At 70.5% G+C, this 20,478-nt stretch carries 20 protein-coding genes, 1 pseudogene and 1 riboswitch; of the genes and pseudogenes, 8 read left to right on the top strand and 13 right to left on the bottom strand.

The genetic code is table 11. From position 1 onward, the window contains the following. Positions 1 to 136: 136 nt before the first annotated feature. A riboswitch (cyclic di-AMP (ydaO/yuaA leader) is annotated at positions 137 to 297 on the top strand. Between the two features lie 3 nt (positions 298 to 300). Beyond that, the gene (locus tag ACZ68L_RS35085) at positions 301 to 1,248 is read left to right on the top strand and encodes a M23 family metallopeptidase (protein WP_469585480.1); all 948 of its coding nucleotides are present in this window, start codon (positions 301 to 303) and stop codon (positions 1,246 to 1,248) included. Positions 1,249 to 1,437: 189 nt separating this feature from the next. Further along, a complete protein-coding gene (locus tag ACZ68L_RS35080) occupies positions 1,438 to 2,283 on the top strand; it encodes an SGNH/GDSL hydrolase family protein (RefSeq protein WP_469585478.1) in 846 nt (281 codons plus the stop codon). Positions 2,284 to 2,367: 84 nt separating this feature from the next. Here the strand turns inward: ACZ68L_RS35080 and ACZ68L_RS35075 are convergent, their stop codons facing one another. The 6 genes from ACZ68L_RS35075 to ACZ68L_RS35050 are packed head-to-tail and all read right to left on the bottom strand — an operon-like array spanning position 2,368 to position 8,541. Continuing rightward, a complete protein-coding gene (locus ACZ68L_RS35075; protein WP_469585475.1) occupies positions 2,368 to 3,246 on the bottom strand; it encodes an STM4011 family radical SAM protein in 879 nt (292 codons plus the stop codon). 8 nt (positions 3,247 to 3,254) lie between these two features. Continuing rightward, positions 3,255 to 4,619: an STM4012 family radical SAM protein gene (locus tag ACZ68L_RS35070; protein WP_469585473.1), complete on the bottom strand. Its 1,365-nt coding sequence runs from the start codon at positions 4,617 to 4,619 to the stop codon at positions 3,255 to 3,257. Continuing rightward, positions 4,616 to 5,431: an STM4013/SEN3800 family hydrolase gene (locus tag ACZ68L_RS35065; RefSeq protein ID WP_469585509.1), complete on the bottom strand. Its 816-nt coding sequence runs from the start codon at positions 5,429 to 5,431 to the stop codon at positions 4,616 to 4,618. Before ACZ68L_RS35065 ends, ACZ68L_RS35070 begins: the two co-directional genes overlap by 4 nt. 37 nt (positions 5,432 to 5,468) lie before the next feature. Beyond that, positions 5,469 to 6,623 (bottom strand): STM4014 family protein, encoded by a 1,155-nt coding sequence (locus ACZ68L_RS35060; protein ID WP_469585470.1) that lies wholly within the window; start codon positions 6,621 to 6,623, stop codon positions 5,469 to 5,471. After that, positions 6,604 to 7,578 (bottom strand): STM4015 family protein, encoded by a 975-nt coding sequence (locus ACZ68L_RS35055; RefSeq protein WP_469585467.1) that lies wholly within the window; start codon positions 7,576 to 7,578, stop codon positions 6,604 to 6,606. Before ACZ68L_RS35055 ends, ACZ68L_RS35060 begins: the two co-directional genes overlap by 20 nt. 6 nt (positions 7,579 to 7,584) lie before the next feature. Continuing rightward, a complete protein-coding gene (locus ACZ68L_RS35050; RefSeq protein ID WP_469585464.1) occupies positions 7,585 to 8,541 on the bottom strand; it encodes an STM4015 family protein in 957 nt (318 codons plus the stop codon). A 200-nt stretch (positions 8,542 to 8,741) separates the two neighbouring features. On the opposite strand from ACZ68L_RS35050, the gene ACZ68L_RS35045 reads away from it, so the two are divergent. Both ACZ68L_RS35045 and ACZ68L_RS35040 read left to right on the top strand, forming a co-directional pair. Beyond that, positions 8,742 to 9,068 (top strand): hypothetical protein, encoded by a 327-nt coding sequence (locus tag ACZ68L_RS35045; protein WP_114247858.1) that lies wholly within the window; start codon positions 8,742 to 8,744, stop codon positions 9,066 to 9,068. A 218-nt stretch (positions 9,069 to 9,286) separates the two neighbouring features. After that, positions 9,287 to 10,288 carry a DUF6745 domain-containing protein gene (locus ACZ68L_RS35040; RefSeq protein ID WP_469585462.1) on the top strand — a complete coding sequence of 334 codons (1,002 nt, stop codon included), beginning with the start codon at positions 9,287 to 9,289 and terminating at the stop codon, positions 10,286 to 10,288. Positions 10,289 to 10,480: 192 nt separating this feature from the next. Here ACZ68L_RS35040 and ACZ68L_RS35035 read toward each other — a convergent pair whose 3' ends face one another. The 4 genes from ACZ68L_RS35035 to ACZ68L_RS35020 form a co-directional block, all read right to left on the bottom strand. Then, positions 10,481 to 11,092: a TetR/AcrR family transcriptional regulator gene (locus tag ACZ68L_RS35035; RefSeq protein WP_469585459.1), complete on the bottom strand. Its 612-nt coding sequence runs from the start codon at positions 11,090 to 11,092 to the stop codon at positions 10,481 to 10,483. A gap of 209 nt (positions 11,093 to 11,301) precedes the next feature. Further along, complete coding sequence (locus tag ACZ68L_RS35030; RefSeq protein WP_469585456.1) at positions 11,302 to 12,522, bottom strand: Glu/Leu/Phe/Val dehydrogenase dimerization domain-containing protein; 1,221 nt, start codon at positions 12,520 to 12,522, stop codon at positions 11,302 to 11,304. Continuing rightward, positions 12,519 to 14,144 (bottom strand): 5-guanidino-2-oxopentanoate decarboxylase, encoded by a 1,626-nt coding sequence (locus ACZ68L_RS35025; protein ID WP_469585454.1) that lies wholly within the window; start codon positions 14,142 to 14,144, stop codon positions 12,519 to 12,521. The genes ACZ68L_RS35030 and ACZ68L_RS35025 overlap by 4 nt, the downstream gene beginning before the upstream one ends. A gap of 111 nt (positions 14,145 to 14,255) precedes the next feature. Beyond that, positions 14,256 to 14,843 carry a carboxymuconolactone decarboxylase family protein gene (locus ACZ68L_RS35020; RefSeq protein WP_469585451.1) on the bottom strand — a complete coding sequence of 196 codons (588 nt, stop codon included), beginning with the start codon at positions 14,841 to 14,843 and terminating at the stop codon, positions 14,256 to 14,258. A gap of 160 nt (positions 14,844 to 15,003) precedes the next feature. On the opposite strand from ACZ68L_RS35020, the gene ACZ68L_RS35015 reads away from it, so the two are divergent. From ACZ68L_RS35015 to ACZ68L_RS35000, 4 genes and pseudogenes are all read left to right on the top strand, one after another. Then, positions 15,004 to 15,444, top strand: coding sequence for a PPOX class F420-dependent oxidoreductase (locus ACZ68L_RS35015; protein WP_469585448.1), 441 nt, complete (start codon positions 15,004 to 15,006; stop codon positions 15,442 to 15,444). A 99-nt stretch (positions 15,445 to 15,543) separates the two neighbouring features. Then, positions 15,544 to 16,788, top strand: coding sequence for an MBL fold metallo-hydrolase (locus ACZ68L_RS35010; protein ID WP_469585445.1), 1,245 nt, complete (start codon positions 15,544 to 15,546; stop codon positions 16,786 to 16,788). 328 nt (positions 16,789 to 17,116) lie between these two features. Beyond that, positions 17,117 to 17,476 carry a hypothetical protein gene (locus tag ACZ68L_RS35005; RefSeq protein WP_469585443.1) on the top strand — a complete coding sequence of 120 codons (360 nt, stop codon included), beginning with the start codon at positions 17,117 to 17,119 and terminating at the stop codon, positions 17,474 to 17,476. Positions 17,477 to 17,681: 205 nt separating this feature from the next. Then, a pseudogene (locus ACZ68L_RS35000) lies at positions 17,682 to 18,059 on the top strand (transposase); the annotation flags it as partial. A 12-nt stretch (positions 18,060 to 18,071) separates the two neighbouring features. Here the strand turns inward: ACZ68L_RS35000 and ACZ68L_RS34995 are convergent. The 3 genes from ACZ68L_RS34995 to ACZ68L_RS34985 form a co-directional block, all read right to left on the bottom strand. Next, positions 18,072 to 18,479: a PH domain-containing protein gene (locus tag ACZ68L_RS34995; RefSeq protein ID WP_469585441.1), complete on the bottom strand. Its 408-nt coding sequence runs from the start codon at positions 18,477 to 18,479 to the stop codon at positions 18,072 to 18,074. 165 nt (positions 18,480 to 18,644) lie between these two features. Continuing rightward, on the bottom strand, positions 18,645 to 19,508 hold the full coding sequence (locus tag ACZ68L_RS34990) for a class I SAM-dependent methyltransferase (RefSeq protein ID WP_469585438.1): 864 nt from the start codon (positions 19,506 to 19,508) through the stop codon (positions 18,645 to 18,647). After that, positions 19,505 to 20,422 carry an aromatic prenyltransferase gene (locus ACZ68L_RS34985; protein ID WP_469585436.1) on the bottom strand — a complete coding sequence of 306 codons (918 nt, stop codon included), beginning with the start codon at positions 20,420 to 20,422 and terminating at the stop codon, positions 19,505 to 19,507. The genes ACZ68L_RS34990 and ACZ68L_RS34985 overlap by 4 nt, the downstream gene beginning before the upstream one ends. Positions 20,423 to 20,478 lie beyond the last annotated feature (56 nt).

Genomic DNA, 20,478 nt, shown 5'->3' with positions numbered 1-20,478 from the left:
ATCCACGGAGTGTGACCGGAATTCCGCGCTGAATTCCTGGCGCGGATTCCGGTACGGAGCCGGAGGCTTGTTCTCGCTGTCCCGACTCGCTTACGGTCACCGTCAATCCGGTCGGACCGCCTAATCCTGCCGCCGCCCGGAATTCGCACCCACTCATCGTGTGGCAGGAGCGGGGGAACCAGGTAGGCCGCCGATCGGAGAAATCCGGCCGGCTCGGGGTGAAGCCGCGCTCAGCGCGGCCGGGCATCTCCAGCCCGAACCCGACAGCTCACCTCGTAGGCGCCGGAGAGGAAACACCCCATGCCCATATCGGGTAAGCATCGCCGTACGAAGTCCAGCACCATCGCCCGTGGTGTCGCCGCCGCAGGCGCCGGTGGCGCCGTCATCGCGCTGCCGCTGCTCGGCGCCACCGGTGCCCACGCCGCGGAGCAGGCCGCCCCGGCCGCCGTCACGCAGTCCGCCTCCGTCGTCGCCGCGCACGCCGCCCCGGCCCAGCCGGTCGCACAGAAGCAGGCCGCCACCACGACCTACTCCGTCGTCTCCGGCGACTACCTGTCGAAGATCGCCGCCGAGCACAAGATCGAGGGCGGCTGGCAGAAGCTGTACCAGGACAACCGCGAGGTCGTCGGCGAGAACCCCGGTCTGATCTTCCCGGGCATGAAGCTGACGCTCGGTGGCAAGGCGTCGGCCGACGCCGCGTCCACCGGCGTCGGCACGGGCGCGGCCCTCCCCTCGAAGGCCCCCTCGGTCGTGGAGAAGTCCGCGCCGGCCAAGTCCGCCCCGGCCAAGGTTTCGACGGTCACGGAGTCCAAGACCTCCGCCCCGGCCGCCCGGAGCAGCAGCTCCGGCTACGCCCACCCGGTCCCGGGCAACCACACCACCGGTTACCGCGCCTCCGGCTCCAACTGGTCCAGCGGCAGCCACACCGGGATCGACTTCCCCGTCTTCACCGGCACCAGCGTGAAGGCCATCACCTCCGGCACCGTCGTCACCGCCGGCTGGGGTGGCGCGTACGGCAACCAGGTCGTCATCAAGCACGCCGACGGCCACTACTCGCAGTACGGCCACCTGTCCTCGATCTCCGTCTCGGCGGGCCAGTCCGTGAGCACCGGTCAGCAGATCGGCCTCTCGGGCGCCACCGGCAACGCCACCGGACCGCACCTGCACTTCGAGGTCCGCACGGGCCCGGCGTACGGTTCGGACATCGACCCGATCGCCTTCCTGGCGTCGCACGGCATCTACGTCTGAGCCGAACTGCCGGGCAGTTGAACGACAAGGCATGACCCGAGCCACACAGAAGGGGCGGTGCGCGGTGGCGCACCGCCCCTTCTGCTTATTCCCCCTTTACCAAAACCTGACCGGGTGGTCTATCTCACCACCCGTCAACCCCTTATTACGGTCGCGTAGGTCACATTCGACGGTGCAGGATAAGCGTTTGTGGCAGACGATTCGAGAAGAAATCAACGTGGCGTCATCAACCGACATGGTGTCATCGGGTCGTACGCGGCGATTGGCGACAGCTTCACCGAGGGAGTCGGCGACCCCGGCCCGGACGGGACCTTCGTCGGCTGGGCGGACCGGTTCGCGGTACTTCTCGCGGACCAGCTCCCGGACCCCGATACGGCGACGGGCACCGAAGGCTCCGCGCACGGGAATTTCAGGTACGCCAATCTCGCCGTACGTGGACGACTCCTGGACCAGATCGTCGAGGAGCAGGTGCCGCGCGCCAAGGAGCTCGCACCCGACCTGGTGAGCTTCTGCGCGGGCGGCAACGACATCATCAGGCCCGGCACCGACCCCGACGACGTTGCCGAGCGTTTCGAGCGCGCGGTCGCGGAGCTGACCGAATCGGTCGGCACCGTCCTGGTCACCACCGGCTTCGACACCCGTGGCGTCCCCGTGCTGCGCCACCTGCGCGGCAAGATCGCCACGTACACCGCCCATGTGCGGTCCATCGCCGACCGCTACGACTGCCCGGTCCTCGACCTGTGGTCGCTGCGGTCCGTTCAGGACAGACGCGCCTGGGACGACGACCGGCTGCATCTGTCGCCCGAGGGACACACCAGGGTCGCGCTGCGAGCCGCCCAGGTACTCGGCCTCGACGTGCCGGCCGACCCCGACCAGGAATGGCCGCCGCAGGCACAGCGCGGCACGCTCGAAGTCCGGCGCGACGACATCCACTGGGCGCGCGAGTACCTGGTGCCGTGGATCGGCCGTCGGCTGCGCGGCGAATCCTCCGGAGATCACGCCGAGGCGAAGCGGCCGGACCTCCTGCCGCTCTGAGGGCTGTCCGGCCGTGAGCCGCCCGACGGGGCTTCAGGGGCGTCCGCCACCGCAGTGCCCTCGCCCGCCGGACGGTCCTGAGATTCAGGACCGTCCGGCGAGGGACGACAACGGGGATGCCGGGATCCGCTCCAGCACTCCGCCCGCGAAGACGTCGTACAGCGGCAGCGTCTCCAGATGCACATAGCCGATGTGGCAGTCGCAGACGGCCAGTGGACAGGCCCGTGGGCCGAGCGAGCGGCGATAGCTCCCGTCGTAGAGGTTGCCCAGCTCCGCCGGGACGAAATGGCAGCGGCGCACCGTGCCGTCACCGTCCACCGAGATGACCGACTCGCCCGTCCGGCAGGGCAGCCCGGCCGACCGGTGCGGATGCCTGCTGTACGGGAAGAGCGGGTCGAGGGCCGTCCAGCGGTCCGCCTCCTCGTCGGTGTAGCTGTGCCCCTCGGCGGCGTTCACCCAGAGATAGACCTCGTCCGGCAGCGCGGCCCGCAGCCGCCGCGCCTCGTCGAGATGGTCGTCGAGACCGACGACGCCGACGCTGTGGCGGATGCCGAGCGCGGTCAGTTCCCGGCACTTGGCCAGGAAGCGCTCGTACGGCGTCTGCCCCGGGTGGTACGTGCACCAGAGCGCGATCTTCTCGCGACCGGCGTCACCCGCCTCGGTCAGCCACCCCGTACGGCCGCTGAGGTTGGTCTGGATCGCGACCCGGCCGATGTGCGGCAGTTGTGCCAGCTCCACCAGCGCACGGCGGTACCAGGAGCGGACCAGACCCTCGCCCCACGGGGTGAACAGGACCGAGAGCCGGTCGCCGGTCTGCGCGGCGGCCCACGCGGTGAACCGCTCCAGCGCGGCGCGGTCGGCACGCAGTTGCTCCCGGCTGTCCCGCCGCTTGGCGAACGGGCAGTACGGGCAGTCGTAGTCGCAGGACGCGAGCGGACCGCGATAGAGGATGGTCAGGTCCATGCGCGCGCTCACTTCAGTTCGTACGCGGCCATCGCGGCCCGTACGCCGGGGGAGAAGAGCTCCGGGCCCAGTGCGTCGGAGTGGGCCAGGCCTTCGGGGGAGAGCCGCAGCAGGCCGGACGCCCCGGCCGTCGTGTCGAGCCAGCCACGCGCTTCGAACCGGGCCAGTTCGGTGCGGAAGTCGTCGGCCGGGGAGCTGCCGAACCGCTCCCGGTAGTCGGCCGAACGCAGCCCTTCTGCCTGCAGGACCGACTGCAGGAGATGGCGCCGGCGGGCCTCGTCGCCGTCCACGTACCGTCCTGCCTCGGCGCGTGAGAAGTCCTCGGTCGCGGTGTAGCCGTCGATGATCGCCCGTACCTCCCGCATCTCCACCGCGTAGTCGAAGGAGTAGTGCAGACCCGTGGTGTACGAGCGGGCGCCGCACCCCAGACCGATCATGCCGTCGGTCTGACAGGCGTAGTCGTCCGGGCCGTCCGTCCGGGGGGCGTCGGCGCGGCGGAACATCCGCATGGACACCTGCTCGTAGCCGTGGGCGAGGAGATGGTCCCGGCCCGCGCGGTACAGCCGCAGCCGTTGTTCGTCCCAGGCGGCGTCCGCCGCTGCCTCGCCGTCGGTGCCGAGACGTCCCAGACCGGTCAGCGGGCGCACGTACAGCGGGTAGAGGTACAGCTCCTCCGGCCGCCAGCCGAGCGCCGCGTCCAGCGAGGTGCGCCAGCTGTCCTCGGTCTGCCCGTCGATGCCGTAGATCAGGTCGATGTTGAGGACCGGGATGCGGGCATCGCGTATCCGGTCCAGCGCCGTCTCCACCTCGGCGCGGCGCTGCGGTCGCACGGCGGCCCGCGCCTCGGCTTCGACGAAGCTCTGCACGCCGATGCTGATCCTGGTCGTCCCCCGCTCGGCGAGGACCGCGAGCCGGTCGGCCGTCGCGGTCGACGGCGAGGTCTCCACCGACAGCGGAACGGACCGCAGATCGGCACCCATCCGCTTCTCCGCGATGTCGCAGAGCCGCTCCAGCTCAGCCGCCGTCAGGAACGTGGGAGTGCCGCCGCCGAACGCCGCCGCCGCGAACCGCACCGGATCGGCGTCGCCCAGCGCGTCGCGGACGGCGGTGGCCTGGCGGTCGAGCGCGTCGAGATACCGGGTCGTCAGCTCGTCCGGGGCGCCGATCCGGGTGAAGAGGTTGCAGAAGCCGCAGCGGACCTCGCAGAACGGTATGTGGAGATAGAGCGAGAGCGCGTCCTTGCGCTCGGCCGCCCACAGCTCGCGCAGCGCGGGCCGGTCGGTGAGGGGGCGATAGGCGGTCTTGTGCGGATAGGCGTAGACATAGCTCTGGTACGGGCGGGTAGTGTGCGCGACGGTCGTGGTGCGGCTCATGGTGCGGTGGCCCCCGGTTCCAGGAAGAAGTGCGCGTACGGAACGGTCCAGACGGACTCGTGGCCGAGCCGGTGACCGGTGTAGCCGTCGTCCCCGTAGGCCGTGCCGTGGTCGGAGCAGACGATGGCGAAACAGCGGCGACGGCTGCTCGCGGCGGCGAAGAGCCGGCCGATGTGGGCGTCGACGTATTCCAGGGCGGCGGCATGGGTGGCGCGGGAATCGCCCGCCTCGCGCGTGGCCCCCGGCCGGTGGAACCAGTTGGGCTGGTGCAGGGCGGCCACATTGACGAAGAGGAATAGCCGCTGTTCGGCGGGGAGTTCGGCGACGACCTGCTCGGCGCGGGCCACCTGGGCCTCGAACGAGGTGGGCGACGCCACACCGAACTCCGGTTCCCAGTGGCTCTCCTGGAACATGCCGGGCAGCACGGAGCCGAGCGGCCCCTGCCGGTTGAAGAAGCCGACGCCGCCGATGCACACCGTGCGGTAGCCCACGCCGGCGAGGCCGGACATCAGATCGGGGGTGTCGAAGACGAAGGTGCCCGAAGCCGTGGACTCACTGCCCGCGAAGCGTGCCGCGAACAGCCGGGGGTGCGGCCCTGGGCCGGCCGGTGTCGGCAGGAATCCCGCGAAGATCGCCTGGTGGGAGGCGTAGGTGAAGCTGCCGGGCGCATGCCGTTTCTCCCAGGCCCCGCCCGGCAGATGGCGCGCCAGATGGGGGATGCGTCCGGCGGCGGCGAGCTCGGCCGCCACGTCGTGGCGCAGGGTGTCGAGGGTGACGAGCAGCAGATCGTGACTGCCCACGATCTCGCTCATGTCCGGGTTCCGGGCGTCGGCGGGGGCGGGCGCGGTGTCAGGCAGTGGCGGTTGCACGGCGGTTCCTTGCTCTGTTCAGTACGGCGGCGACCTGCGCCGCATAGGTGTCCAGGCCTTCGGCGCCGCTGCCGGGAAGTCCGGTCAGCCGCGGCAGCAGATCACCGAAGGCGTTGACCTCGCCGACGGCGAAGCGCCGCCAGCCGGCCGTGGGCAGCAGGTCCACGCCCACGCACAGCGTGTCCGGGAAGCAGGCCGCGGCCCGTTCGCACACGGCCAGGGCCTCCGCCCAGCTGCCGCCCGCGGTCTCGACGGCCGCACGGACGTCGTCGAGACTTCCGCGCTCGCCGCCGAGGTGAAGATTGGTCATGGGGGAGTGGCTGGTGCGCACGACGGCGTGGGTGGCCCGGCCGGCCACCACCACGACCCGCAGATCCGCCGCCCTGCCACGCTGGGTGGCCTTGGGCAGCCAGCGTTCGACATGCAGCCCGTCCGGTGCGAGCGCGTCGACGATCGCCGCGATCTCCCGTTCCGTCGTGCAGCGGCGCACCCGCAAGGAGTTGAAGAGCCGGCCGGCCGGGTCGCGCTCCACCGAGGTGGTCGCCCTGATCCGGCCGGGCCCGGCCGTCTCCACGGCCAGGACCCCCGAGGCGGACGAGCCGTGCGCGAGCTTCACGAAGACCCTGGGCATGCTCAGCGCCGCCATCCGGTCGCGTACGTCCGCCCAGTCGCGCACCACGGGGACGGCCGCCCCCGAGGTCGGCGACGCGGGCACGGGCACACCGGAGCCGTCCAGCACCGCATGGCAGAGCCGCTTGTCGAACAGCACCGTGACATCCCCGGGGCCGTCGAGCAGTGTGGCGCCGGAAGCGGCGGCCGTCCGCGCCACCGCTCGTACGGCCGCGGTGAACCGGGCATACCACAGGGCGGTTCCCTCGACCCTGGTCGGATCGTCGACCGCGCGGAGCAGCCGATCCACCTCGGTGTCCTCACCGGGCGAGTCCATCCGGACGGTCTCGCCCGGCCGGAAGACGGCCTCGCCGCGCAGTACGTCCAGCCACGGCACGACCCGCGCGGGAGACAGTCCGGCGGCGCGCACGGCGTCCTGGAAGAGCGCGACCCGGCGGTTGCCGGGCACACCCACGACGGCGAAGCGCGGCGCCGGCGCAGCCGGGCTATTCGCTGACGGCGACATAGCGGAATTCGTCCTCGTCCGGATCCCAGTCCTCGGCCTCGTCGGCATCGGCGCTCACCCGGTCGGTACCGAGCAGACCCGTGAGACGTTTCACCAGCGCGCCGCTCATGTAGTGGTGGTGCAGATCCAGCGAGGTCAGATGGGTGAGCGGCTGGCCCGAGAGCAGTGCCTCGGCTCCTTGGTCGCTCAGCGTTCCCATCGAGAGGGAGAGCGATTCCAACTGGGCGACGACCGGGGCGGAGGCCACCGCGCCCGCGATCTCGTCCTGGATCTCGCTGTTCTGCAGCCCCAGGTGACGCAGCGCGGGGAACGACGCGCCCGACAACAGGGGTGCGAGGTCCTCCACGCCGACGTTCCCGCCGTACCAGGAGGAACCCAGCCAGAGTTCGAGGTGCTCCAGCGCCGGTAGCTCCGAGGCGCCGATCGCCCGCACGATGTCGGCCGACAGCCCGCCCGACTCGAACCTCAGCTTCCTGAGCGACGTGTGCCGCACCGGTCGCAGACCGAGCGTCGTCCGCTTGTCGTCCACCTCCTCACCGCCCCCGCGGACCGTGAGTTCCTCCAACCTGCCGAACGCCTCGACGACCGGTGTGACGTCGGCCATCTCCAGCCATGACACCTCGCACTCCTCGCTGACGACATCGGCGAGGAAGAGAGCCCGCAGAGCCGGGAAGCGGTCCGCGTCCCCGACCAGCAGATCGACGACGGGGGCGAAGGACTCGTACTCCACCTGCCACCAGGGACCGATCAGCAGGGCCCGCACCTGCGTGGTGTCGACCGTGTCGATGAAGTGCCGCCACAGCGTGGTGAACGTCAGATCGCCCTGCCAGGCACTCTCCAGCCGCCACGCGACGGAGCCGGCGGCCGGGAGGGAAGAGGTGCCCTGCCCGTCCGGCCCCGGCAGGGTCAGGACGGGCAGGCCGTGAAAAGTCTCCGGGTGTTCGATGTCAGTCATCGCGGATCACTCCGATACAGAGGTGTAGCGGCCTTCGACACCGCGGTCGCCCCAGGGCTTCTCGCGCTCCGACACATCGACCCGCACACCGTGGGGTTCCAGCGCCTGGACGATCCGGCCCTGCATCGGCTCGGTCATGAAGTGGTGGTGCAGATCGAGTCGTTCGAGATGGGTGAGCGGCTGGCCGTCCAGCAGCGCCGCCGCGCCTTCGTCGCCCAGCGTGCCGTTCGACAGGTCGAGGACACGCAGCTGGGCGACGACCGGGGCACCCGCGACGGCTGTCGCGATCTCGTTCTGCAGCTCGCTGTTGCGCAGGCCGAGGTGGGTGAGGCCGGGGAAGTGGGAGCCGGAGAGCAGCGGGGCCAGGTCCGCCACATCGGCGTCGCCCCCGTACTCGGAGACACCGAGCCAGAGATCGAGCCGTTCCAGCGCGGGCAGCTCGCTGTCCAGGATGCCGCGGATCACCCCGACCGGCAGACCGCCGGTCTCGATGGTCAGTGAACGCAGCCGCGCATGCTTGGAGGGGGAGAAGACCAGGTCGGAGCCGCCGCGCACCCCGAGCTCGCGCAAGCCGGGGAAGGCCCTCAGCAGTGCTGTGACATCCGACTGCTCGATCCAGGAGATCTCGTTCTCCTCCATGGTCATGTCGCCGACGAAGACTGCCTCCAGCGAGGTCAGCCGGTCGGCCGCGGCGATGACCAGATCGATCGGATAGGAAGAGTCCTCCTCGTACGACTCGCCCCACTGACCGATGATCAGCGCCCGCACACCGGCGGGATCGACCGCCTCCAGAAACGCCTTGAAGGCATCCTCCCACGTCGTCTCGGACTCGTCGTCGTACGGATCGACCGAGATGCGCCAGGCCGCCGCGTCGGCGGCCTGTGCAGGCGCCTCCTTCGTCGCGTGCTGGAAGTCGACCGCGGGAAGGCCGAGCAACTCGTGCAGATGGTCCACACCGGACATGACCCTGAGCTCCTGGTACTGGGGGACGGCTGATGTCCGCAAGGTTTATCAAGTGGCACTGACAACGCGGCGACGGGGGACCGTCCGGGACGTGTCCGCCGACGTCCGCCGGAGCCGGGCACCGGTCGATTGTCAGACCCTCCCCGTAGCGTTTTCTCCGTGGCCGGCACAGCGGGTGCGGCCATCGAGGGGAGACGTCTGTGTACCGGCAGGGCGATGTACTGATCGTGTCGTTGGAGGAGTCGGCGGTGCCCGCGCATCTCGTGGACGCGCCGGGTGAACCGAGGGACGGGCGGGGGCGCATGATCCTCGCGCTGGGCGAGGTCACCGGCCACGCACACGCGGTGCAGGGGCCGGGTCGGCTGATGCGCGAGGCAGGGGCGTTCGGGCCGATGCTGCTCCATCTTCCCGAAGGCGGCCGGGTGGTGCACGAGGAGCACGCGGCGATACCGCTGTCGAAGGGCTGGTACCGCGTGGTGCGCCAGCGGGAGTACGCGCCGGGAGCGGTCCGCATCGTCGCGGACTGACGCCGCCGCCCGGCCGGGTGGCGGCGCATCGGAGAAGTGCCCCGGTGACGGGGGCCCACCCGATCACGCCTCGGTGACGGGGCCGCCCCTCACGTCTCGGTGACGGGCGCACCGGATCGGCGAGGCGCGCAGCACAGAAGACAGAACACCGAATACCGAACACGAACACGAACACGAACACGAACACGAACGCAGGATTCAGGGGACGGGGAAGACCGATGCAGTACGTGGACTCATGGCGGACCGTGGCAGCGGCGACCGGCGGGGCGGACCGGGCCGCCGCCGAGGACGGGCTGCGGCTCGCCTACCGCAGCGCGGGACTGGCCGAGCCGGAGCGGATCGTCTGGGTGGATTCGCCGAGGGCCGCCGTGGAGGCCGTCGAGAAGCTCGCCGACGGCGGAAGGTCGGTGCGCGACGAGGTGCGGACCCGGCCCTGGGCGCAGGAGCGGCGCCGGATGTACGACGAGCTGGGCCCGGCCGGCTGGTCCGCCCTGTGGTCGGCCACGGGAGCACAGCTCTGGGAGACCACGGCCTCGCTCACCGAGCGCATCAGGTCCGGTGTCGTCGCCGACCTCGCGGAGCGTCCCGAGGACGAGTCCGCTGTCCGGCTGGTGCTGCTGGACGCGGTCCTGGGCCAGCACGACGCGGCCTGGCTCGCCGCGTTCGACGGCCGGGGCGACCGGCTGAACGGCCTGGCCGAGGTGGCCAGACACGCGGGCTGGTGGTGGCCCTACGAGCGCGCCGTGGTGATCAGCGAGCGCCCGGAAGCACTCCACCGGGACGAGGCGGGCCGGCTCGACCGGGGGGACGGCCCAGCGCTCGCCTACCGCGACGGCTTCGCGCTCCACGCCTGGCGCGGCATGCCCGTCCCCGCCGAATTCCTCGCGGAACTGAACTCCCTGACCCCCGAACGGATACGTGCGGAGGAGAACGCGGAACTACGCCGCGTGATGCTGGAGTTCTACGGTTACGACCGGTATCTCGGCGAGTCGGGTGCCGAGCCGGTCCACCGGGACGAGACGGGCATCCTGTGGCGGATCGCGCTCGACGGCGACGAGGACGTGGTGATGGTCGAAGTGGTCAACTCCACCCCGGAGCCGGATGGCACCAGCCGCACCTACTGGCTGCGGGTACCGCCCAGCACGAGGACCGCGAAGGGCGGTGTGGCCTGGACGTTCGGGCTTGAGGGCGAGGCGTACGCGCCCCTGCGTCAGACCTGACCGGCGGGGCCCCCGCTCACCCGGCTCGGCAGCACCTCGGCCGGGGGTCGGCGTACGGGGTGCTCGCGGTGAGCTGTGCCGTCCGGAGCCCGGCCTGGCTCGGGGTTGGGGCTCGACGGCCCGTTGGGTCAGGGCGGCCCGGACGTCCCGGCAGCCGACGTGCCGGAGTGACCCGCTCTCACGGGGCGTGGTTCAGGCCGTCAGCGCCGTCCGGTCGATGCCGAGTTCACGGGCGAGGGCCTCGTCGGTCCAGGCCAGCATCGTGGCCCGGGAGAGCGGACCCGCGTACGAGATCATCTGCACGGCCAGGCCGTCCAGCAGGGCGGTCAGCCGCCACGCCACGGACATCGGGTCGTCGCACTGGAACTCACCGGCTGCGGCACCCTCTTCGATGACCTCGGCCAGCTCCGCCTTCCACTGCTGGTCGAGATCTCCGGCCACATTGCGCAGCGCCGGATCGCGCAGCGAGGCGGCCCAGCCCTCGATCCACAGCCGCCAGCCCTTGGCCTGGCCCGTCGGCGCGTACCAGCGGACAGCGCTGCGCAGGCGTCGCACCGCACTGGTACGACGGCTCAACAGCTTGCGCAGATGGGCGAGATCGGCCTCGGCGGCATGCGCGAAGGCGGCCGCGACCAGCTTCTCCTTGGTCGAGAAGTGGTAGAGCACCAGTGCGTTGCTCACGCCGAGCACGGCGGCCACGTCGGCGATCCGTACCGCCGCCACCCCCCGCACCTCGATCTGTTCGACGGCAGCACGAAGGAGTTCCTCGCGCCGTTCCGCCACGCTCAACCGCACTCTTGCCACGGCGTCACCCTAACGAATGCGCGCCCGGGAGGCAGTCCGGGGGCGGAGCCGCGCGGAGCCCACGCGGACCGGACGCCCGGCGTGCCGGCCCGCGCCGTCGGCCCCGGAACCCGGCACGGCGAAGTCGTGCGCGCGGATCAGGCGCGCGTCCACGCCCCGTACGCGTCGGCCGTCGGCCGGAACGGTTGCGGCCAGAGGCGCGGTCGGGTTCAGCGGTACCAGCCGAACCGCTCCGCCATGACGGGCAGCCGGTCGGCGACGATGGCATGGGCGGCGGCTCGCGGGGTGCTGCCGTCGGTCTCCGCGCGCTCCAGCATCCGTTCGATCAGGGCCCGCATCGAGCGGCGGGTGTGCCCGAACGCCTCGTCGGCGTCCGCGCCGATGTCACCGAAGAGGGTCCACCACCACCAGGCGTTCGTACCGGAATTGACGACCACATCGGGCAGTACCGTGATCCCGCGCGCCGCCAGCAGCGTCTCCGCCTCGGCGAGCACCGGCATGTTCGCCGCCTCGACGACCCAACGGGCAAGAATCCGGGACTGGTTGGTGGCGTCGATCACGTACGAGACCGCCGCCGGGACCAGCAGCTCGGCATCCTGCGCGAGCCAGGCGTCCGCGGCCAGCTCCCGGTCGCCGTCCCGGAGCGCGCCGCGGTCCACCGTCCCGTACCCGTCCCGGGCGGCCAGCAGCGCCTCGACATCGAGGCCGGCCGGATTGGCGATCGTGCCCTTGATGTCGGCCACGGCGACCACGGTCAGCCCGGCCCGCGACAGGAACCGGGCCGTCGCCCCGCCCATGGTGCCGAGCCCCTGCACCGAGACCCTTGCCTCTCCGTACGGGACGCCCGCCCGGTCCAGCGCCACGAGCGCCGACTCGGCGACCCCGCAGCCGCCGACCAGTTCGTCGAGCCCGATGCCGTCCACCTCGACGGCGAACGCGTCGGCGAGCCGCCGGCGGGCCGCCGTCTCGTCGTCGAGCAGTGGATAGACGGCCTGGACCGAGGAGACGAGCCCGGCCTCGGCCGCCGCTCGGTCCACGATGTCCTGGGTGAGCCCCAGGTCCTCGCCGGTCGTCCACACGTTCTCGATGTACGGGCGCACCGCCCGCAGATAGCGCACCAGAACGCCGTACGCCTCGGGGTCACGGGGATCGCAGTCGATGCCGCCTTTCGCACCGCCGAGCGGTATGTAGCGGGCCCCCGTGTCGTCGACGTCGAAGTGGAGGGCCTCCTTCATCGTCATGCCGCGGGCCAGCCCTGCCACCTCGTCGAGGGTGCAGCCCGCCCGCATCCGCAGCCCGCCGCTGGAGACCCCGCGCACCAGGCGGTCGACGACCAGATGGCCCTGGCGGCCGGTGATGTGATCGGTCCAGGTGAGCGAGATCAGCGGGGCGGAAGGGATGGTGGAGCGGGACACCGGAGGTGTCGTCATCGGGGGGTCTCCTCGGTCACAGCGATCACGGTGGGCCCAGCGGTCGTCAAGGCCAGGGACAGGGCGCGGGCGAGCGCCTCGGGAGTGTCGGCACGGGCGCCGTGGCCGCCGTACGCCCGCGCCAGCGCGGGCAGGTCGACGGACGGCAGATCGACACCCGTGGGGGTGTCGCCGCGTGCCGCCATCTCGTCGCGGATCTCCCCGTAGCCCCCGTTGTCGAACACCACCACGGGCAGTGGCAGCCGCAGCTGGGCGGCGGTGGCGAGCTCCTGCACGGAGAACTGCAGCCCGCCGTCCCCGCTGAGTGCCACGACCTGCCGGCCGGGGTACGCCGTCTTCGCGCCGATCGCCGCGGGGAGCGCGTAGCCGAGCGTGCCGAAGCCGGTCGGGTGCAGATAGCGACCGCGCGGGCCGATGGGCAGATGGGGCAGCGCGCCGTAGTAGCAGCACTGCGCACTGTCCGAGGTCCAGATCGTGTCGGCGGCCGACACGGCCCGCGCGGCCCGCAGATACGGCACCCAGCGGACGTCGCGCCGCGCGGTCTCGGCGTCCCGCGCGGCACGCAGCTCACGTACCGCGGCGGAGCTCTCCCGCATGTCCGGGGCGCCGATTCCGGCCTGTGCCAGCTTGTCGCGCAGCGCCTCCAGCGTGGGCTGCGCCGCGCCGACCAGCGCCAGATCGGCGGGCAGTCCCGCGTACATCTGGGCGGGGTCGATGTCGACCCGGATCAGCGTGCCGCCCAGCCGCGGCGGCGCGGACCACAGGTCGGACTCGGCCAGCTCGGTGCCGACCGCGAGCACCGCGTCGCGGCCCGCCAGCCACTTCTGTACGGAGGGGCTGTGCAGTGACACCCCGAGCGAGAGCGGGTGCGTCTCGTCGACGATCCCCTTGCCGTTGGCGGTGGTGACGACCGGGGCGGCGAGCGCCTCGGCGAGCGCCAGACACCCGGCGGACGCGGATCGCGCCCCTCCGCCCAGGACCAGCACGGGCCGCCGCGCCGCACGCAGCACCTCGGCCGCGTCCCGGAGCGCGGATCCGGCCGGGACCGGGGCGGACAGCGGTGGCGTGAGCCGCACCGGCCCCGTGGGCCCCGCCGTCTCCAGCAGATCCAGCGGCACCTCGACATGGACCGGACGCGGGCGTCCAGAACGGAACAGGGTGAACGCCCGCGCCACGGCCGAGCCGATCTCCTCGATCGTCGACACCCGGTGGCTGAACGCCGCGACCGCACGAAGTGCCTCGGACTGGCTGCGCATCTCGTGCAGCAGACCGGTCGGCTGACGCGGGTGGCGCAACGGCATCCCGGGCGACACGACCAGCAGCGGCACGCTGTCCGAATACGCCTGTCCGACCGCGGCCGTGATGTTGAGAAGCGCCGGTCCGGTGGTGGTGATCGCCACCCCGGGCCGCTGGGTGACCCGTGCGTACGCGTCCGCCGCGTATCCCGCGCCCTGTTCGTGCCGGGGCGTGACATGGGCGATCCCGTGCCGCGTCAGATGCCGGTAGATCTCCAGGTTGTGCGTTCCCGGAATCCCGAACGCCGTGGTGACCCCGTGGGCCTCCAGGGCGCGGACCACGGCCTCGCCACCGGTCGGCGACGCGTTTCTCGGCTGCCCGGCCACCCGGCCTCCCTCCACTGACAGGTCGGTACCGACCGGTCGAATTACTGAACCGTTGGTCAGTATCGAGAGGCGCGAGCGGTCGTGTCAATGCGACTTGTGCTGAATCGTCGTTCAGTGGCCGGACCGCGTCGGTCGCCGGCTCGCGGGGCGTTCCGCCTCGCACCGGTCCTTGAAGCCCTGGCTGGTCAGCCCGAGGGCGGAGTTGGTGCGCGAGCGCATGTTCTCCACCGCGACCATGGTCGTGAGCTCGACGAGCGCCGCCTCGCCGAGCGTGGTCCGCAGCCGTTCCACCAGCTCGTCCCCGACCTCGGGCGGTGTGAGACTCATCGCTTCCGCGTAGGCCATGACATCGCGCTCCAGCGAGGTGTACGCCTCGCTCTCGCGCCACACCGGCACGTCTCGCAGCTTGCGCGGATCGATGCCGTGGCGGTGGTTCTCCCAGTAACCGAAGTCCATGCACCAACTGCATCCGATGGTGGCCGCGGACGTCATGACGGCCAGCGCCTTGAGTTGCGGGTCCAGCTTCTTCCAGCGGCCCACCGCCAATTCGAACCGGGCTCCGGCCCACAGCACCCCGGTGTGGTGGGCATTGACCCGTACGGGATCGATGACCTGGCCGTACGCACGGTTCGAGTACCACGACACAGCGCGGAACAGGAGGGTGCGGGGCGGGTCGAGCGAGATGCGGGCGTTCGTCATGGCCGGTCTCCTTCGGTACGGCTCGGATGCCGTCCGGCGGCCCCGGGGGCGCCGGACGGCGGCTGCGTTCACGGGTGAGACGGACGGGGTCGCCCCGGATGTGACATGGAAGTGCGGCCGGATGCGGAATCCTGTGGCGGGTACGCACGTTGGATCCGGCATGACGGGAATCGACGCACAGCAGGACGCGCTGCTCGGGCTGCTCGGCGAGGAGAACGGCGGCGTGCTCGTGACGCTCAGGCGCGACGGCAGGCCCCAGCTGTCCAATGTCAACCACTTCTACTATCCCGAGGAGCGCATCGTCCGTGTCTCGATCACCGAGGGCCGGGCGAAGACGAAGAACCTCCGCCGCGACCCACGGGCGAGCTACCACGTCACCAGCGCGGACCGCTGGGCCTGGACGGTCGTGGACGGTGCGGCCGAACTGTCCCCGGTCGCGGCCGACCCGCACGACGCCACGGTGGAGGAACTGATCACGCTCTACCGCGACGTCCAGGGCGAACACCCCGACTGGGACGACTACCGCGAGGCGATGGTCCGGGACCGGCGTGTGGTGCTGCGCCTGCACATCGAGCGCGCGTACGGGCAGCCGCGTGGCTGACGGCGTCCGGCCCGGTCGTCCGCCCGTCGGCGGCTGCGCGCTCGCACTGTCGTACCCCCCGCCCATAATGAGACGACACCGACTCCCTCAGGAGATGATGTGACCGGCGCCGACCCCTTGCTCCCGCTCCACACCCGGCTGCGTTCGCTGCGCCCCGCCGCATTCGGCGCCGATCCGGCGGGTGCCCGTATGGAGCGCATCCGCCGCTCACCCAATTTCGCCGACGGTGTCTTCCAGAACCCGGTGGGGGCACGGACCAGGCCGTCCGGATCCACCCTGGAGTTCGCGAAGGTCTACTTCCGCAAGGAGGAGCGGGCGCGCAGGGCGCCGGTCGGCTCCGTACCCGTCCACGCCACCACGTACGCCGACCTCGCCGAGCCGCCCGCCACCGGGCTGCGGCTCACCTGGATGGGTCATTCCAGCGTGCTCGCCGAGATCGACGGCCGACGGGTGCTCTTCGACCCGGTGTGGGGCGAGCGCTGCTCGCCCTTCGCCTTCGCCGGGCCCAAACGGCTGCACCCCGTTCCCCTGCCGCTCGCCGCGCTCGGCCCGGTGGACGCCGTGGTGATCTCCCATGACCATTACGACCATCTGGATCTGCCGACGATCCGGGCCCTCGCGGGCACGGACACGGTGTTCGCCGTTCCGCTGGGCGTCGGCGCCCATCTGGAGCGGTGGGGCGTGTCCACCGACCGGATGCGCGAGCTGGACTGGAACGAGACCACGAAGATCGCCGGGATCAGTCTCACCGCCACCCCGGCCCGGCACTTCTGCGGCCGCGGCCTGCGCAACCAGCAGCACACGCTCTGGGCGTCCTGGGTCGTCGCGGGGCCCGAGCACCGGATCTACCACAGCGGCGACACCGGGTATTTCTCCGGCTTCAAGGACATCGGCGCCGAACACGGCCCCTTCGACGCCACGATGATCCAGATCGGCGCGTACTCCGAGTACTGGCCCAAGAACCACACGGACTATACGCCGCTGCCCGGGGCCTGGCCAGACATTCACATGTCGCCCGCCCACGGCGTGCAGGCCCATCTTGACCTGCAGGGAGGCAGTCCTGGCGGGGTTCTGCTGCCGATCCACTGGGGGACGTTCAACCTGGCGCTGCACGCGTGGGCGGAGCCGGGGGAGTGGACCAGGGACGCGGCTGAGGCGGTCGGGCAGCCCGTTGCTTCCCCTCGGCCTGGCGAGCCTTTCGAGCCGGGCGGGCAGATTCCTACAGACCCGTGGTGGCGCGCCGTGTCCGGCCCGATCGTTCATCCGTGGCGTCGGCCGGAGGCGGTGGTGCCAGTGGCCGCGGAGGACCGTAGCGCCGATCTCGACTTCGCTGGTGACGTGTGACAGCGGGCGAGCATGAGATCGGCCCAATCGTAGAGATGTCGAGCCGGTACTCCGATGCAGAGTATGACCGCGTGATCCGTGCGTTGGACGGGCCACCTCGCGAAGAACGTCCGGATTCCCCTGGCGGGTTCAGGCCCTTGCCGACATCGCATGGCGTGGCGCGGGTTTCGGTCCGAACGTACTTCGTGAATCGTGGGGGGCGATGATCAGTCGGCAGCGTCTTTGGGGATGTGAATGCTGCGCTGGGTGAGGTTCTGCTTTGCTCCCCCGGCATGTTTTGACCCACCAACGCGGCCGACCGGTCCTCAGGTCGCGGACACCGGGCGGCGTGCGGCAGGAGATCTACGCGCGTCTGATCGTGCACCACGCCACCCGGGATCTGCTGGACGAGGCCGCACGCCTGCACCGCAGCACAGCCGAGCGGACCTCGTTCACCCAGGCCCTGCACGTCGTCCGCCGCTCGGTGATCTCACCGAGCGGCTTTTCCCCCTCGGCTCACAGGCAGGACCGGCTCCTCGGGCTTGCCGAAATCGGCCGCAGTCTGCTGCCCTGCCGGCGATCTCGCGACTCCCCTCGCAAGATCCGGTCGTGCATCACGGGCTACGCCAGCAAAACCCCAGGTGAACCCGCCAGCAGCCGTCGTCCGCCGGTGGTGGTCACTCTGAACCACCGGTGGCACGACCATTAAAAGCAACGGCATGGGAACGCATGGCCCGGGGGTGGTGTCACCAGCTCCGGAGGCATCGACAGACCGCTGATTAGGGGCAGGACCACCGGCCTTTCCGCAGGTCGGGAGGCTCTTCGCAAGGTGGATGTGGCGATCGGTGCCGTGGGACGGCCGGGCGAGGACAACCGGAGGACGCGGGTGCGACGTAAGCGACATCGGCGCCTTCCTCCTGACATCCATGCCGGGGATCGGCGTCAGGACCGGAGCCCGGATCCTCATCGACGTCGGCGACGGATCCAGCTTTCCGTCCGCCGCCCACCTCGCGGCCTACGCCGGCCTTGCCCCGGCCACCCGCAGCTCGGGATCGTCGATCCGCGGCGAACAACCCTCCCGCCGCGGAACCAAGCAACTCAAACGGGCCTTCTTCCTCTCCGCCTTCGCAGCCCTCGCCGACCCGGCCTCCCGCACCTACTACGACAAGAAGATCGCACAGGGCAAGCACCGCACCCAGGCTCTGCTCTGCCTCGCCCGACGACGGGCCGATGTCCTCTTCGCGATGCTCCGCGACGGCACCTTCTACGAACCGAGGCCGGCCAGTTCCTGACCGGTCACTGCGTCATGCGTCACGCGGTGAGCGATTGGAGTCTGCCTCCAGAACCGCCAGCAACTCTGCGAACCGCTTCTCCTGGGAGGTTCCCGAAGCCAGCTCGCTCAGTGCATACGCCGTGGTCTTGAAGCCGTCCCCTTGGTGGAACTCCGCGCCCCACGCGCCAAGTCTCACCGAGGCCACCTCGCTCAGCCCCAGACGGTGGGTCCCCCACGGGTTGACCGCCACGATCCCGTCAGGGCCGACTACAAGCCGGACCCGGAGAATCGCCCACCAGGAGAACAACGCAACGCCGACGGCCAGCCCTGACCACAGCCCAGCCGACCGCGCCGTCCCCACGCCCGGAGCAGAAACCCACCCAGCCCAGCAGATGAGCGCCCCCACCCCAACGACCGCCGGGATCACGAAGTCCGCCACGCGAGCCCCACCACCCACCCGCCACACCGACACCGAGTCCCCACCCTGTTCATTCATGCCCGCATTGCGAGCCACCCAGCTTGACCAAAGACATAGGGGCACCCCCCCCGACTCACTCGGTTGGTGAGCGTGTTCCTGGCCGGAGGAAGGTGCGGAGTGCTGCCGTCAGGGCGGGTACGGGATTTGGCCCCAGCAGGAGACGACCATCCAGGCCACGTCGTTGAAGTCGGGTCGATCCAGGTGCGCGACGCCTCGCTCGATCTGCTCCGCGGTCATGAGCCCGGTCTCGATGAGTGCTGGGGTGGCTCGTTCGAAACACAGGCGCCAGAAGTCGTCTTCCCTGCCGCCGTTCCCACACACTGCGACTCGGACCGACATCTGGATGCCGGTCAGTCCACAGGAGGCCATCGCGGCGGGAACGCGCCTGGCCCATGAACTGTCCGTGCCCTGCGTCTGCGTGAGCAGCCTCTCGCAGCCCTGCAGAAGCGAGGCGAATTCAGGGTAGGGGGAGGCTTCGGGCGGCAAGTAGGTCGGATCCTCGATCACGACCCAGCCCCCGGGGGCGAGCCATGATGCCATTCGGCCCAACACCTCTTCAGGGGCGGGAAGATGAGTCAGTACGGCACGAGCGTGGACAAGATTCTGGGACCTTGCCGGGAAGTCCTCTCGGGTCACGTCGTGCCGGAGAGCGGTGAGGTTGGTGAGCCGGGGCATTTCCTGGAGCAGCCCGAGATCCAGATCCGTGGCGGCGACGTGCCCCTGCGGACAGCGCGACGCCAGCCATTGGGCGACAGAGCCGCTGCCTGCCCCGACTTCGACGCAGCGCCAATCCGGTTCGATCCCCAATCTCTCAAAGATGCCGACAGTGGTGGGATCGCTCAGATGCTCAAGCAGGCGTAGTCGCTCCCGCTCTCCCTGTCTGTGGTGGCTGAGCACACCGGCTTCGTACAACGGCCCGTCTTGGCTGCCGCGCCGACTCACGGTCCGAGACGACAGGGGGATTTTCTCGGGCGCGCTGTCCGTGCTCACGGTTTCCTGGCCGTGTCGGTCATGGGGCTGTTCCATTCCCTCATGAGGGACACCAGGCGACCGCAGTAGCTCCGCTCTGCCTTGAGGTAGGTGTTCTCCTTCCCGAACGACCAGGCCACGGCGTTCATCTCCTCGTCGTCGTAGGACGGGGCGGACATGAAGAAGGCGGCGAGCCTCTCGCCGACCCGGGGGAACCGTCCGGCGGGAAGGCGCAGCGCGTAGAAGCCGACGCGCTCCACTTCGCCGGTGTCGATCGACATCGTCACGGAGAAGGTGTAGCCGTCCGGTGCCGTGAAGTTGGCCATGTCGTCGAACACGGCTGTGTCCGGCGGGCTTCCTTCCGCCAGGGAGAGGAGACGCTCGTACTCGTCCGGGGTGATGCCGCTGCCCGTACGGAAGTACAGATTGGCCGTGTCGTGCTGGTAATCCACCGCGACATGCCGGACGGAATTCAGTCCCAACTCGTGGAAACGGCCCTCGTGTCGCCGGAGGGACCGAGGAACGCCCCGAACGCCGAGTACTTCCCCCACCGGGCGCTGACCACCCAGATATGCCCATGTCTTGGCGAGCCCCAGCGCGGCATCGAAGTCGCACAGTTCGGTCGAACTTCCCCGGTAGAGGGAACTCCAGGACGAAATCAGATCCGCTGCCTTGTTGTCGGCTCTCAGCAGCCCGCCACGGACGGCCGTTGCGACGGTATTCGTCTGCTTCCTCTCGTAGAAGCGGTAGTTCAGTGCCCCACGGGGCTTGTCCGTGGTTCGCCACAGCACCGCCCCCTCCCGGAAGCTTCGCTCGTACAGGTCCAGGACCTGCCGTGTCACAGGCTCCGAGAAGTCGGCGTCGAGCAGGTCCGCCGTCGACTTGACGTCTTCGACGAACCGGGACGGCGAGAACTCAAAAGTGGAATCCTTCAAGGGAATCTCCAGCTGTTCGGTGAGGCAACGGGCGTTTGACTCGCGAAGCACCATGA

The organism is Streptomyces sp. NPDC104309 (assembly GCF_055584025.1).
The sequence above is the reverse complement of the archived record's forward strand: the minus strand, read 5'-3'. Positions and strand labels throughout refer to the sequence as shown.